Source organism: Pantoea sp. Morm, from assembly GCF_016643525.1.
Lineage (GTDB): Bacteria > Pseudomonadota > Gammaproteobacteria > Enterobacterales > Enterobacteriaceae > Pantoea > Pantoea dispersa.
The window spans coordinates 98,106-112,676 of record NZ_VOQX01000007.1; the positions used below are offsets into that span (position 1 = coordinate 98,106).

Annotated in this window: 14 protein-coding genes and 3 tRNA genes; 6 read left to right on the top strand and 11 right to left on the bottom strand. The window is 56.5% G+C overall.

Translation table 11 applies throughout. The features are described from left to right. Window positions 1–76 precede the first annotated feature (76 nt). Window positions 77–1,576, top strand: a complete 1,500-nt coding sequence (locus tag FT726_RS04525; RefSeq protein ID WP_288422672.1) for a SulP family inorganic anion transporter — start codon at window positions 77–79, stop codon at window positions 1,574–1,576. Between the two features lie 41 nt (window positions 1,577–1,617). Here the strand turns inward: FT726_RS04525 and rclA are convergent, their stop codons facing one another. Further along, window positions 1,618–2,943 (bottom strand): reactive chlorine resistance oxidoreductase RclA, encoded by a 1,326-nt coding sequence (rclA, locus tag FT726_RS04530; RefSeq protein WP_346302431.1) that lies wholly within the window; start codon window positions 2,941–2,943, stop codon window positions 1,618–1,620. Between the two features lie 138 nt (window positions 2,944–3,081). Between rclA and rclR the strand changes: the two genes are divergently transcribed. Then, entirely contained in the window at window positions 3,082–3,945 is an 864-nt protein-coding gene (rclR, locus tag FT726_RS04535; RefSeq protein WP_346302432.1) for a reactive chlorine-specific transcriptional regulator RclR, read from the top strand. 110 nt (window positions 3,946–4,055) lie between these two features. Then, the gene (locus tag FT726_RS04540) at window positions 4,056–4,226 is read left to right on the top strand and encodes a hypothetical protein (protein ID WP_058759704.1); all 171 of its coding nucleotides are present in this window, start codon (window positions 4,056–4,058) and stop codon (window positions 4,224–4,226) included. A 112-nt stretch (window positions 4,227–4,338) separates the two neighbouring features. On the opposite strand, the gene FT726_RS04545 is transcribed toward FT726_RS04540, so the two are convergent. From FT726_RS04545 to uvrY, 6 genes are all read right to left on the bottom strand, one after another. After that, window positions 4,339–4,424 (bottom strand) — tRNA-Leu (locus tag FT726_RS04545). Window positions 4,425–4,435: 11 nt separating this feature from the next. Beyond that, window positions 4,436–4,509: transfer RNA gene (locus FT726_RS04550), tRNA-Cys, on the bottom strand. A gap of 48 nt (window positions 4,510–4,557) precedes the next feature. Next, window positions 4,558–4,633 (bottom strand) — tRNA-Gly (locus FT726_RS04555). Window positions 4,634–4,784: 151 nt separating this feature from the next. Continuing rightward, window positions 4,785–5,333 (bottom strand): CDP-diacylglycerol--glycerol-3-phosphate 3-phosphatidyltransferase, encoded by a 549-nt coding sequence (gene pgsA, locus FT726_RS04560; RefSeq protein WP_021508275.1) that lies wholly within the window; start codon window positions 5,331–5,333, stop codon window positions 4,785–4,787. A 68-nt stretch (window positions 5,334–5,401) separates the two neighbouring features. Further along, entirely contained in the window at window positions 5,402–7,234 is a 1,833-nt protein-coding gene (uvrC, locus tag FT726_RS04565) for an excinuclease ABC subunit UvrC (protein WP_021508276.1), read from the bottom strand. Continuing rightward, entirely contained in the window at window positions 7,227–7,886 is a 660-nt protein-coding gene (gene uvrY, locus FT726_RS04570; protein WP_021508277.1) for a UvrY/SirA/GacA family response regulator transcription factor, read from the bottom strand. The genes uvrC and uvrY overlap by 8 nt, the downstream gene beginning before the upstream one ends. Window positions 7,887–8,319: 433 nt before the next feature. On the opposite strand from uvrY, the gene FT726_RS04575 reads away from it, so the two are divergent. Then, window positions 8,320–8,547, top strand: a complete 228-nt coding sequence (locus FT726_RS04575; RefSeq protein ID WP_010616664.1) for a DUF2594 family protein — start codon at window positions 8,320–8,322, stop codon at window positions 8,545–8,547. A gap of 31 nt (window positions 8,548–8,578) precedes the next feature. Here FT726_RS04575 and FT726_RS04580 read toward each other — a convergent pair whose 3' ends face one another. Both FT726_RS04580 and sdiA read right to left on the bottom strand, forming a co-directional pair. Next, a complete protein-coding gene (locus FT726_RS04580; RefSeq protein WP_031279842.1) occupies window positions 8,579–9,190 on the bottom strand; it encodes an acyl-homoserine-lactone synthase in 612 nt (203 codons plus the stop codon). 124 nt (window positions 9,191–9,314) lie between these two features. Then, complete coding sequence (gene sdiA, locus FT726_RS04585; protein ID WP_021508278.1) at window positions 9,315–10,037, bottom strand: transcriptional regulator SdiA; 723 nt, start codon at window positions 10,035–10,037, stop codon at window positions 9,315–9,317. A gap of 539 nt (window positions 10,038–10,576) precedes the next feature. On the opposite strand from sdiA, the gene FT726_RS04590 reads away from it, so the two are divergent. Next, a complete protein-coding gene (locus tag FT726_RS04590; RefSeq protein ID WP_059008910.1) occupies window positions 10,577–11,251 on the top strand; it encodes a DUF4396 domain-containing protein in 675 nt (224 codons plus the stop codon). 1 nt (window position 11,252) lies between these two features. Here the strand turns inward: FT726_RS04590 and FT726_RS04595 are convergent, their stop codons facing one another. Beyond that, entirely contained in the window at window positions 11,253–11,951 is a 699-nt protein-coding gene (locus FT726_RS04595; protein ID WP_058769587.1) for an extensin family protein, read from the bottom strand. A 286-nt stretch (window positions 11,952–12,237) separates the two neighbouring features. Between FT726_RS04595 and cycA the strand changes: the two genes are divergently transcribed. Continuing rightward, window positions 12,238–13,629, top strand: a complete 1,392-nt coding sequence (gene cycA, locus FT726_RS04600; protein WP_125308514.1) for a D-serine/D-alanine/glycine transporter — start codon at window positions 12,238–12,240, stop codon at window positions 13,627–13,629. Window positions 13,630–13,669: 40 nt separating this feature from the next. On the opposite strand, the gene FT726_RS04605 is transcribed toward cycA, so the two are convergent. Continuing rightward, the coding region (locus FT726_RS04605; RefSeq protein WP_346302433.1) for a metal-dependent hydrolase at window positions 13,670–14,571 on the bottom strand (902 nt) is incomplete at its 5' end.

Consider the following 14,571-nt stretch of genomic DNA (forward strand, 5'->3'; position numbering starts at 1 on the left):
TCGCCCGCGTTAACTTTTCCATTAAATATTGCTATGCCGTGACGGCATGCGCATCCAATAGAAGAGCCTGCAACAGATGAGTCAAACTGCCGATCGCCCCGCAGCCACAGCGAGCGACATCACGGTCGCACGTGTGCTGCGTTCACCCTCTCTTTTCACCCGCGAGTGCCTGGCCGGGGTGATTACCGCCCTGGCGCTGATACCGGAAGTGATTTCGTTCTCCGTGATTGCCGGCGTCGACCCTAAAGTCAGCCTTGTCGCTTCGGTGGTACTGTGCCTGACGCTGTCGATTCTGGGAGGACGGCCAGCGATGGTCACCGCGGCGGCCGGTTCCGTCGCGCTGGTGATCGGGCCGATGGTGCACGCGCATGGCGTGGAGTACATTCTGCCGGCGGTGATCCTCGGCGGTGTTATTCAGATCATTTTCGGCCTTGCCGGGCTGTCGCGCATGATGCGCTATATTCCGCGCTCGGTGATGATCGGCTTCGTTAACGCGCTGGGCATACTGATTTTCTTTGCGCAGGTGCCGCACGTCTGGGGCCAGTCGGGTCTGGTGTGGCTGCTGTTCGCCGCCACGCTGGCCATCGTGCTGCTGCTGCCCAAAGTGCTTAAAAGCGTGCCTTCGCCGCTGGTGGCTATCGTGGCTGTCACCGCAGTCGCGCTGCTGCTGGGCTATCGCGTGCCCAACGTCGGCGATGAAGGGCCAATGCGCGCCGGAATGCCGGATTTCACTACCCTGCTGGTACCGCTTAATCTGCACACGCTGCAGATTGTCTGGCCCACCGCGCTGTCGGTCGCCTTCGTCGGCCTGATGGAATCCCTGCTGACCGCCAAACTGGTGGATGACATGACCGATACGCCTTCTGGCAAGCGGCGTGAATCCTGGGCGCTGGGCGTCGGCAATATTCTGGCAGGGTTTTACGGCGGTATCGCCGGCTGCGCGATGATCGGCCAGACCATTGTTAACGTTGAGCTGGGCAAGGCGCGTACCCGGGTGTCCACCGTGGCCGCGGCGCTGGTGCTGCTGTTGCTGGTCACCGGTCTGAGCCAGATCATGGCACAGATTCCAATGGTGGTGCTGGCGGGCATTATGATGGTGGTCGCGGTAAAAACCGTGAACTGGCACAGCCTGCAGCCGGCCACGCTAAAACGCATGCCGTGGTCGGAAACGCTGGTGATGGTGCTGACTGTCGCCGTCACGGTGTGGACCGGTAACCTCGCGCTTGGCGTGCTGGTGGGCGTGATGCTCGCCATGATGCTGTTTGCACGCCGCATCGCTCACGTGATCCATGCCGAACGCCAGCTGAGTGACGATGGCCAGCAGGTGCACTACACGGTGCGCGGCCCGCTGTTTTTCGCCAGCAGCAACGATCTGTTTGAGCATTTTGACTACGGCCACGATCCGCAGCGCGTCACCATCGATTTGACCCACGCGCAGATTTGGGATGCCTCCAGCGTGGCGGCGCTCGACGCCATTGAGTACCGCTACCAGCGGCACGGCGCCAGCGTCACCTTCACCGGTCTGGATAACCGCAGCAGCGATTTCCGCGATCGCCTCAGCGGCAATCTCGGCTAGATGTGCGATAGGGACGCCCGACGCGGGCGTCCTGTTCGGTATTATTTCACCAGGGCAAACAGATCATTGAGCGATTCGCTCATGGTTGGGTGGGTAAAAATCTGGTCACGCAGCACGCTATACGGCAGCCCGGCATCCATTACCGTTTTCACGATGTTAATGACTTCATGCGAGTCCGCTGCCAGCAGCGCCACGCCGAGAATCTGCTGGCTGCCATTATCAACCACGGCTTTCAGCATGCCACGGGTGTCGTCAATAACGCGCGCACGTGGAATCGCGGCGACCGGCAGTGTCACCACCTGAATATCCCGCCCCTGCGCGCGCGCCTGCGCTTCAGTCAAACCAATGCGTGATAACACAGGCGTCATAAACACGGAATACGGGATGTTAATGCGGTCTTCGGTGGTGCGCGTGCCCTTACCCAGCAACTGATCGTAAACGATGCGGAAATCATCAAGCGAAATATAGGTAAACTGTGGCCCGCCGGTAACATCGCCCAGCGCCCAGATATGATCCACAGAGGTTTTAAGCTGTTTATCGACGCGCACCGCGCCGCGCGCATCGGTCACCACTCCCGCATTTTCCAGTTTCAGTGCCTTCGTCGCCGGGCGACGGCCCGTGGCGACCAGCAGCACATCGACTTCACGATCGCCCTGTGCGGTATGCAGCGTCACGCTGTCGCGACCGCTGGTTACACGCTGTAATGCAGTGTTGAGCTCGAGCTTAACGCCCTGCTCCTGCAGGATCCTGGCTATCGCCGCACTGATATCATCATCTTCCCGCGCCAGAAATTGCGGTGCACTTTCAAACAACGTCACTTCGCTACCAAAACCGGCAAACATGGAAGCAAACTCAACGCCAATATAACCGCCGCCAAGGATCCCCAGCCGCTGCGGCAGTTGCGTTAAATTCAGGATACCGCTGCTATCAACCACGCGCGGTCCGGCAACTAAGCCTTCCAGCACGGGAAACACCGCTTCGGCACCGCTATTGATAAAAATTCGCTCAGCATGAATCTGGCTGACCTGCTGCGAGGAGGTGATTTTCAGCGTGTGGGCATCCACAAATTCCGCCTCACCATCAATGATATCGACCTGCGCAATGGCGGCCAGGTTGAGGTAATTCTTCTCACGCAACAATTCCACTACTGCAGCTTTGCGCTGCATGGCCTCGCTGAAACTGGCATGATGTTGCACATCGTGTACCAGTGCTTTCGTTGGGATACAGCCAACATTAATGCAGGTGCCACCATACATTACGCGGGATTTTTCGATGATCGCGACACGCCATCCGGCGCGCCCCAGTGCCGCCGCCAGCGTTTTACCTGCTTTACCAAATCCGATGATTGCTGCCTGATAATGGTTCATGATGTTCTCCATGAGCGTCAAAAATAGTCATCACCCAAAGCTTACGGTTTGCTGCCGCGCCGTATTTCGCCGCAACGCTGGTATTTTTGTCTTTGCGTCTGAATCAAGCGGGCAGTTCAGGGAAAAGGGAAAAAACAGATGGATCCATTGAGTCAACTGCTGCTGCTGCATAACCCGCAGGGCAGCATAGATAAGAACTGCGTGCTGAGCGGTGAGTGGCAACTGCCGCACAGCGCCGGGCACCTGTGCGCAGTGCGCTGGCATACGGTCACTGGTGGCCGGGTCATGCTGGATATGCCCGTCACTGCGGGTGTCGAACTCACTGCTGGCAGCGTCATATTTCTGCCGCAAAACGCCGCGCATCGTATTTATCAGCGCCATACCCAGCCAACCCAACTGGTATGCGGCCTGCTGGAACTGCCCGCGTCGGCGCATGCTTTCCTCACCGCCCTGCCCGAAGTGCTAATGCTGGCCCCCGAACCCACAAGCAGCGATGGTCGCTGGCTGGCTGCGGTGCTGCCGTTCATCACCCAGAGTGCTAACGCACTGCCAGCTGCTGGTGATGCCGCACTTCGCAGCCAGCAGATTGGCAGCCTGTTCACACTGGCGGTGCGTCATGGGCTCTCAACTCACGCAGCGCAACCTGGCTTACTCTCCCTGGCTCTGCATCCACGTCTTGGCCCTTTAATCACCCAACTGTGCGCCGCGCCGGAAAGGCCGTGGACGGTAGAAGCCATGGCTCAGCAAGTGTTTATGTCCCGCGCCTCATTCGCGCTGCTGTTCCGCCAGCTCAGCGCTACCACGCCGCTGGCCGTGCTCACCGCCCTTCGTCTGCAGCTGGCCGCTCAGCGACTGGCGCGCGAAACAGCCCCGTTAATCAACATCGCTCTGGCCGTCGGCTACGCCAGCGAATCATCCTTTCACAAAGCGTTTGTCCGTGAGTTTGGCTGCACACCGGGAGAATACCGACGTCGTGTTGAAACGCTGGCGCAGGACCGCTAAGAGTAAAGAAGAAAACTGTACGCGCTTCGCTTGCGTAAAGGCGGATTCGTGGCTTTGCTTATTTCTCAGTGCGTTAACGATTACGCGGTTCGTAACAGGAGGAGAGCAAGATGAGTGGTTTGATGAAGGCAGCCTTAGCGGCAATGACATTGGTTACCCTGGCCGGCTGTATGCAACACAGCGACGCGGTGGGCAGTGACGGCCGTCCACATGCGCCCAGCAAGCAGTCAGTACCTGGCGCCAGCGAAGGCGAAGGCCCGGTCGGCCAGCCTCAGGATTGAGATTAGCGGGACAGGCGTTATGTCCCGTTTTTATTTTTCAGGCACAAAAAAACCGCCCTTGGGCGGTCACGACATTGCTACTTATTGCTTTGATTTTATTCGGTATTAAATATGGTGCCCGGGGCGGGACTTGAACCCGCACGACCATAAGCCGAGGGATTTTAAATCCCTTGTGTCTACCGATTTCACCACCCGGGCAGGGTTTAAACTGGAGGCGCGTCCCGGAGTCGAACCGAGGTGGACGGATTTGCAATCCGCTGCATGGCCACTCTGCCAACGCGCCTTTTAATCTGAGGTGCAAGCCGTCTGCGACGTGACGTATTGCAATATCTGGAGCGGGAAACGAGACTCGAACTCGCGACCCCGACCTTGGCAAGGTCGTGCTCTACCAACTGAGCTATTCCCGCATTTGCTTATGCTTCACCGAACTTGCTGATTTTATTCAGCTTCTTGCAGCCTTGCTGCCGTTCGATGCGATGCATTCTACTTATCTGACGCAACGAGTCAATAAAATTATCCACACACTGCGTCCGTTTGCTGCTTTTTAAATCGCATCGATCAGCTATCGAGCAAATCGCCGCGTGCCGCGCTTAAATACTGGAACATTGACCAGAAAGTCAGCACCGCTGCGATGTACAACGCCACCACGCCAACGCCTACTACGGTCGCGTCCGGACGCCACAGCAGCGCCACCAGCGACAGCATCTGCGCCGTGGTCTTCACTTTGCCAATCCACGACACCGCCACGCTACTGCGCTTGCCTATCTCCGCCATCCACTCACGTAAGGCCGAGATGATGATTTCACGGGCGATCATGGTGGCGGCCGGCAACGTGATCCACCAGGCGTGGAAATACTCGGCGACCAGCACCAGCGCCATCGCCACCATCACTTTGTCAGCGACCGGATCGAGAAAGGCTCCAAAACGTGTTGTCTGCTTCCAGCGACGCGCGAGGAAGCCATCAAACCAGTCAGTGACCGCAGCAATGACAAACAGCAGCGCCGTCGCGAAGGGAGCCCAGTGAAATGGCAGATAGAACGCCAGCACGAAGAACGGGATCAGAACAACTCGAAACAGGGTAAGACACGTCGGAATGTTAAATTGCATATGCCAGTAACTGTCTGGTGTGAGTAGGATTTAACGTATGTTCCTACATTGCCCACCCTGTTTCAATGTTAGTGTTTCAGCGAGTAGTAGATTTTTTCCGCCAGGGCGAAGGAGATACCCGGTACTTTAGCGATCTCATCGACGCTGGCATTCATCAGCGGTTGCAGGCCGCCCATGTACTTCAGCAGCTGCTGACGCCGTTTGGGTCCGACGCCTTCAATGCTCTCAAGCGCGCTGGTGTTCTTCACTTTAGCGCGTTTTTTCCGGTGGCCCGAAATTGCATGATTGTGAGCGTCGTCACGAATGTGCTGGATAACATGCAGCGCCGGCGAGTCCGGCGGCAGCGAAACGCCCTCGCCTTCCGCCGCAAAGAACAGGGTTTCCAGGCCAGCTTTACGGTCGCTGCCTTTTGCCACGCCGAGCAGAATCGGCCGGTTTTTATCCCACGGCACATCCAGTTCCGCAAACACCTGCTGCGCCTGCGCCAGCTGCCCTTTACCGCCATCGATCAGGATCACATCCGGGATCTTTTCCGGTTCCAGCGCCTTACCGTAACGACGGCGCAGCACCTGATTCATCGCCGCGTAGTCATCACCGGGAGTAATTCCTTCAATGTTGTAGCGGCGATAGTCAGCGCGCAGCGGGCCGTCACGGTTGAACACCACGCAGGACGCGATGGTCTGTTCGCCCATGGTGTGGCTGATGTCGAAACACTCCATGCGGTTAATCTGCTCCAGTTTGAGGAACGCCGCCAGCGCCGCCAGACGCTGCTGAATGGTCGAGTGCTGCGCCAGCCGCGTCGTCAGCGCCGTGGCGGCATTGGTGCGCGCCAGCTTCAGGTAGCGCGCACGGTCGCCGCGCGGTTTGCTCTGAATACTGACTTTGCGCCCGGCCAGTTCGCTCAATGACGCGGCCAGCAGCTCCCGCTCAGGCAAATTGAAGTCCAGCAGGATATCCGCCGGTAAGGTACGCGCTTCGCTGCCCTGCAGATAAAACTGTCCGACAAACGTCTGCACCACTTCGGTGAGTTCCGTGTCTGCGGGCACCTTCGGGAAATAGCTGCGGCTGCCCAGCACTTTGCCCTGCCGGATAAACAGCACGTGCAGACAGGCCATGCCGGCGTCATAGGCCACGCCCATCACGTCGAGATCATCGCCCTGATTGGAGACGAACTGTTTCTCCGTAATCCGCCGCACCGCCTGAATCTGGTCCCGCAGGCGCGCCGCCTCTTCGAAGCGCAGGCCCACGCTGGCCTGCTCCATACGCTGCACCAGCTGATTAATTACCTGATCGTCTTTACCGGCCAGAAACAGCCGCACATAGTCGGTTTGCTGCGCATATTCCTCTTCGCTCACCAGGCCGGCGACGCAGGGGCCGAGGCAACGGCCAATCTGATACTGCAGGCACGGGCGCGAACGGTTGCGGTAGACGCTGTTCTCGCACTGGCGAATCGGAAACACCTTTTGCAGCAGCGCCAGGGTTTCACGCACCGCATAGCCGTTGGGAAACGGACCAAAGTATTCGCCTTTAGCGTGTTTGGCACCGCGGTGCATCGCCAGGCGCGGATGCGGATCGCCGCTAAGGAAAATATAGGGGTACGACTTATCATCGCGCAGCAGCACGTTGTAGCGCGGCTGATACAACTTGATGTAGTTGTGCTCCAGCAGCAGCGCTTCGGTCTCGGTATGGGTGACCGTGACATCAATATTATGGATGTTGCTGACCAGCACTTCGGTCTTACGGCTTCCCACCTGCGTGCGGAAATAGCTGCTCAGGCGTTTTTTAAGGTCTTTGGCTTTACCAACATAGATCACCGTGCCTGTCGCGTCATACATGCGGTAGACGCCGGGCTGACTGGTCACAGTGCTGAGAAAGGCTTTAGGATTGAAAACGTCACTCACTACTGATTAACGGCTCCGCATTGAACAGGCCATGGCGTATGGCCAGATGCGTTAACTCTACGTCACCACTGATGTTCAACTTGCTGAACATGCGATAGCGATAGCTATTAACGGTTTTCGGGCTCAGGTTAAGCTGCTCGGAAATCTCCGTCACCTTTTGCCCTCGGGTAATCATCAGCATAATCTGCAATTCCCTTTCCGACAAACAGCTGAACGGTGATTCGGCGCGCTGCGGCTCAATCTGGCTCAGCGCCATCTGCTGAGCGATATCAGAGGCGATGTAACGCTGACCAGCGTGCACCGAGCGAATGGCGCTGACCACTTCCTGCGGCGCCGCCCCTTTGCTGAGATAACCTGCCGCACCGGCCTGCATGACTTTCGCTGGCAGGGGATTTTCGGTGTGGATAGTCAGCATGATGATGCGGATATCCGGATTGAAGCGCACGATTTTGCGCGTCGCCTCCAGTCCGCCAATGCCGGGCATGTTCATGTCCATCAGCACCACATCCACAGGATGAGTGCGGCACCATTTTACCGCATCCTCACCACAGGCCACTTCCCCGGCAATCACCAGTCCCTTCATATCTTCCAGTATGCGACGAATACCGGCGCGTACCAGTTCATGGTCATCAACAAGAAGCAGGCTGATCAACGGGACGTACTCCGCAGGTTAGTGGGGGAAAATATATTTCAGGGGCGTTATCTTACCGGGTTTCGCGTGGAAAGAACATCAGGGGCGCCAGATAAATCTCAAAACTAATGACCCATGTCAAATAGCAGGCCGCAGTGATTGTTTTTTTTAGCTGATGCAATACCATACTGGAATAAAATTGTTAAAATGTGACTAATATCATTAAGTTATAATTTATAACCCGCCTTCGCTTCTTTCCGCCGGCAGCACCAAAAAATAATCTTTCCCTGGAAGTTTTTTGCGCACAAAAAAAAGCGAACGGTGCAATTAATTAACCGTCTGCGCGCGGGTCGATGATGTGGCCTAAATTCTTCCATCAAGCGTATGATATACTCTGTTTTTTATGCACGGGAAGAATGTGTGCGCACAAGGTCATTCCACAAAGGAGATAATGATGAGTGATGAAGATTTCGTAACATCGCGCGATACCCAGGCGCTGGCGGATGAAGTCGCCTGCCTGAAAATGATGGTGACGCTGATCCTGAAAGGTATGGGCCAGGCTGATGCCGGTAAGGTGATCATCAACATGGAGCGTTACGTCCAGTCCGCGCTGGCCGATAAACCGCAGGCCGAGGTGTTCAGCAACACCATCCGCCAGATTAAAACCGCCTACCGTCAGTAAGCGGCGTGCCCTGCGCATCCTGCGCGGGGCGTTAGCTGTGTGACTGCCAGTTGACCGACACGCCCAGCGAGGGCAGCACTTCTTCCGGACTGAAGCGACGCGTGCCGCGATACTTCTCCGCCAGCGCCGGCTGCTGCACCGGAATACGAATGGCAAACAGATTGTCTTCTGACTGGATCAGTCCCGGCGAGAGCGGCTCGTACACCACCTGATGCTGCTCAAACATCTTCTCCAGCATCGGCGTGGCTGAACTGATCAAATACTCCATCCCGCTCAGCTCTGCCAGCTGTACCGAATGCCATAAGATGTTCAGCGGCAGCTCGGCATCGACTTCAAGGCGGGCCGAATAGCGCGACATTTCCCACACTTTTTGCTGATCAAAAGGCAGCACCATGCCTTCCGGCACTTCCGGCTCGTGCCACGGTAGCAGACGTGCGCAGCCACAAATGCCCTGACGCGCAGTCCAGGCAATCAGCCAGGTGACATCGGAACGATCGAAGCGATCGTATTCCTGTCCCGGCGTACTGAGTCGCGGCGGAATTGACCAGCCCTCGCCACGCGCAAAGACGCTGTAACGATAGGTGCCCAACTCGGCCAGCAAAGAGGACGGCATATCCTTTAGCTGTGTTTGAATTATTTTCATCATGCGCCCCTGACATCCCCATGTTTGCAATGATTTATTAAGCGCCAGCCTGGCGGAGTTTCCGGCGCAGGGTAGACAACTGACTGCGGCTTAGGAACTACTAAAATTAGTAGTTGCCTTTTCGCTATATCAGGCCGATGGCTGCGGCATAACAGGCAATCTGCGTTTTATTGGAAACATTAAAACGCTTTTGCATATTCTTTTGGTGAAAATTTACCGTGTGTTCAGAAATAGCCAGAATGAGGGAAATTTCGGCCGAGGTTTTTCCCTCCGCTGTCCATTTCAATATTTCCAGCTCGCGCTGACTAAAATCATTCGATAACACCACCATTGAGCCGTCATTCAGACGGTCCAGCACACGCAAACTCAGTTCCGCCAGGAAGTGCAGTTGCACCTCCAGCTCAACGCGTCTGTGCTGGGTCTGGCTGGGTTGTTGCGATGCTATAGATAATATACCAATGGCACGATTTAGCGCCATTGCCGAGCATGAAAAGCCACTTACCAGCCCTGCTGCATTGGCTTCTGCCCATAAATTGCCTGCGCCGGTAAATAAATCACGCGTCCACTCCACGCCGCGACCGGGCTGCTGGCAGAGCATTAACACCGGATCCACCGCATAGTAATTTTCACTCTCGTAGCGTTTCACCCAGCTCTGCGGATAGGTGCTAAAGAGAAAAATACGCGGTCGGGTAAAAGGCACCGGATGCTGTACCAAAAAGGCAAAAGCATCAAATCCAAGGGCCTCAACATGTTTTTGCAGCAGCGATTTCAATTGCAGCACTTCGGAAAGCGCCTGAAATTCTTTTTCAGTTTCGCCTCGCCAGACGAAATAATTATCGATGGTCATTATTGCCCTGGCGCTGTTTCACGCCTTATTCATAACAGGATATCTGTGCCGATTAATGTAAAAAATAAATTAACCAGAGAAAAAATATTGATTGAAACCAGAGCGGCATTGCGGGCAAAAAGTGATAACTACCTTGTTGTCAATATGTTACCCAAATGAGAAATTAAACTATGGTGCGTATGCCAGCGGCACCATCAGGATGATAAGTCGTGCGAATCAGAATAAGATTTTTCTGAAGAATTTTCAATCGTCCTGTTGATTAAACGCCAGACTTCGCAGATAAAACATTCGCCTCATCATTAATCGCTATTATCTTTGCCATTCCCCTTTTTTATACCGCCCGTCATAATCTTCCTGCTGATTAAGTCCGCAGCGCGGCTTAATTCCAGTTATTTCTGCAGTGTTTCCCTGCCGTGCCCCTGTGGCAGACATTTCCGGCACCGTCTTTTCCAGCTACGCTTTAGCAGAGGCGCAAGGTGGCAGGCACCAGCATAGCTCCGCAGGCTGGCGCGATTTCAGCAAACTGAGTGGGACTGACTATGTTAAACCAGCTGGCATTACCCTTTCTGGTCGTGGGCATGTGTACCGCCCTGATGATAGCTAAAGATCTGTTGCGTCACCCGCATCCGCTGGCGGTCATGAATATCATCTGGCCGCTCACCGGGCTGTACATGCCGTTTTTCGGCTGGCTGGCATGGTGGTATCTCGGGCGTAAACCGTCACGTCAGCGAAAACTGGCGCTGCTGCTGCCATCCGGATTAACCGGTTATGCCAGCTGGCAAACCATTTTTATTTCCACCTCGCTCTCTGCCGCCGCCTGTATATTCGGCGACATCATCACCCTGCCAATAGTCACTCTGCTCAAGCATTTTGCAATTAGCCCCGCGCTGTGGTTACAGGCGGTTATTTGCGTGATGATTTCGTTACTGGCGGGATTATTTTTTCAGTTTCTGGCCATTCGCCAGCGGGAACAACTTTCTATTGTCCGTACGTTATTATTAGCGCTGAAAACAGAAACCTTTCCGCTGCTGATTTATCAAACGGGAATCTTTATCTTTATGACGCTGGCCCTAAAATATGTGCTTAATCAACAGCTCAATCCCCTGCTCAGCGCCTTCTGGTTTATGTTACAGCTGGCGATGCTCACCGGATTTATTTTCTCCTGGCCGGCAAATCATTTCCTCATCAAACGCGGATTAAACCCGGCGGTGTAGTTTAGCGACAAAAGCCTGCGCCGCGCATGCCAAGGTGGAAATGGCTGGCATGCGCCGCATTGTAATCCGGCCCCAGCGCATTACCGAAGCTGGCACAGCCGTTGCGCCATAACGCGTGCAAACCGGCAGCGGCCTGCGGCGGTTGCTGCCAGTTTTTGCCTACCTGCAGCCAGCGCCCGTCCGCCAGCTGAAACCCCGTGATGTCCCACGCCTCCGCCGTCGCGTGTTCACTGCGGCGTCCTTCCTGGCGGTGATAAATATTGCGGCAGGCGTAACTGCCAACATGCGCGATGCGGCGCAGCGGCGAGGTAATGCCGGCCTGCTGCAGCGCCGCATTGCTGCGTGTAACATACAGCGTGCTGGCCACCGCCATCGGACAGCTGGCAAGAAAACTGCTGCTCAGCGTGACCTCACCGAAGCGGCTGATGCGCAGCGGTTGATCAATCGGACAATCGCCCTGCAGCGGCGGCACCTCACGGAAACTGACTCTGCCCTGCGCGCTGGCCGCGCGCATCACCGCCAGACACGCGGCCGGATCGCTGCTCAGCCGCTGCAGCTTGTAGCGCGTCATCCAGCCCGGCGGATCGGTAACCTGGAGCGGTATAAACGGATTCCACTGTGGCGGCAGATGCGTTTTCAGCCAGGGTAAACTCCACCAGCCGCACAGGGCCAGCAGCACTATCGCGAGCAAAGCGCGCACGCTGCCTCACTTTTTCCGGGTTCATCGAAATGACAAGTGTAGAACCCTGCGCAGCGCTGCGGGGTGCAAGCGGCTCATTTGCAGAACATTTACGCAAAATGACGGCACGGCGCGCCATGTAAATATTTACTGACACGGTAAAGCACGCAAAAGGGTACAAAGGTTTAAAAACCATTACCGAGAGTGGCCGCCTTTCCTCTATCTTATGCCCTCTTGCCCTGTGCAAAAGCACGTTATTCAACAGCCAGCAGAGCTGACACAACATCAAGACAGGAAAGATATTTTTATGGTTGATCAATCTAAAGCGGCGCCCATTGAGGCCGAACAGCCGGAAAAACTCCGGCGCAACCTGCATAACCGTCACATCCAGCTTATCGCTATCGGCGGTGCCATTGGCACCGGTCTGTTCATGGGCTCCGGTAAAACCATCAGCCTGGCGGGTCCGTCGATCATCTTCGTCTATATGATCATCGGTTTTATGCTGTTCTTTGTGATGCGCGCTATGGGTGAGCTGCTGCTCTCCAACCTTGAGTACAAATCCTTCAGCGACTTTGCCGCCGATCTGCTCGGTCCGTGGGCCGGTTATTTCACCGGCTGGACTTACTGGTTCTGCTGGGTGGTGACCGGCATCGCCGACGTGGTGGCGATCAGCGCCTATTTCCAGCTGTGGTTCCCGAACTTCTCAATCTGGATGAGCGCGCTGCTGTGCGTGTTTGTTTTCCTTGCCCTGAACATCGCCACGGTAAAACTGTTTGGCGAGATGGAGTTCTGGTTCGCCATTATCAAAATCGTCGCCATCGTGGCGTTAATCATCACCGGGATTGTGCTGGTCAGCCTGCACTACCCTTCGCCGAACGGGAGCCACGCGGCGCTGAGCAACATCTGGGATCACGGCGGCATGTTCCCGAAAGGGCTGAGCGGTTTCTTTGCCGGCTTCCAGATTGCGGTGTTTGCCTTTGTCGGCATTGAACTGGTGGGTACGGCGGCGGCGGAGACCAAAGATCCGCATAAAGTTCTGCCGCGTGCCATCAACGCGATCCCGCTGCGCATCATCATGTTCTACGTGCTGGCGCTGCTGGTGATCATGGCGGTGACGCCGTGGAACCAGGTCATGCCGGATCGCAGTCCGTTCGTTGAAATGTTTGTGCTGATTGGCCTGCCGGCCGCTGCCAGCATCGTTAACTTTGTGGTGCTGACCTCCGCAGCCTCCTCAGCCAACAGCGGCATCTTCTCCACCAGCCGCATGCTGTATGGCCTGGCGGAACAGGGCGTGGCGCATAAAGCGTTTGGTCGCCTCTCAGCGCGCGCGGTGCCAACCACCGGCCTGTTCTTCTCCTGCCTGTGTCTGCTGGCTGGCGTGGCGTTGATCTATCTGATTCCGGATGTGATGACGGTCTTCACCATGGTGACCACGGTTTCGGCGATTCTGTTCATGTTTGTCTGGACCATTATCCTGTGCAGCTACCTGGCCTACCGCAAACAGCATCCGCAGCGGCATGCGGCGTCACGCTTCAAAATGCCACTTGGCAAGCTGATGTGCTGGGTGTGCATGGCTTTCTTTGCCTTTGTGCTGGTGCTGCTGACGCTGCAGGAAGATACGCGCCAGGCGCTGATGGTGACGCCACTGTGGTTTGTGGTGCTGACCATGGGCTGGCTGCTACGCCGGCGTAAAGCCTGATCCACCTAAACGAAAAGGCCCGGTTATCCGGGCCTTTTCGTTATAAGCGCTCTGTGAATTTGTGCCACGCCTGCGCCAGCGACGGCCGCAGCGAATCTTCCCGCTGTGGTGCTGCTGCCGGCGCTGCGGCGGGACCGAGATTAAAGGTAAAGGTGTAATCCGGCTCTTCCCCCATGCGCAAATCCACAATCAGCGTATCGTTGCCCTGCTGGCGCATGGCATAAAATCCATGGCTGAACCACGCAATGCGTTCGGCGTGCCACTGGCCTTTAAACGGGGCAAAAAGCGCGGGATGGCGATCGTACCAGCGAATCTGTAGGGGACGATCGGGCGACAGTAGCGACCACCAGGCTTCCCCGTAGCGCTGCGGCGTGATAATCACCGTGCGCCACACCAGCGTATTGAACGCGGTGGGCGTCACCAGCAGTTGCTGCGGCTGCACGGCCTGCTGCGTCAACTGATGCTCAATATGCCGGGTAGCAATACTCTGCGCCACCATACTCCAGCCCAGGTACAGCGTGCTGATGAGCAATCCGGCCTGATTCCAGCGCAGCCCGCACGCATCCCGCCGCCACAGTGCGACGATCAGGGCGATCAGCAGCGGTAGCGTGTAGAGCGGATCGATGATGAACATGCTGCCGATGGCGAACGGGTAATCGGTCAGCGGCAGCCCGAGCTGCGTGCCGTACACCGTGGTCAGGTCCAGCAGCGGATGCGTGATCAATGCCAGCCAGATGGCGAGGCACCAGGCGCGCCAGTGCTGCCGGCTGCGCGTCGCGCCGGCCACCAGCCAGCTGGGTAACGGTGCCACCAGTGTCAGCCACAGCAGCGCGTGGCTCTCGGTGCGGTGCAGCGTCATGTTGCGAATGGCATCGCCGTGGTCGATAAACACGTCGAGGTCCGGCAGCGTGCCCGCGACCGCCCCCGCCAGTGCCGCCTGCC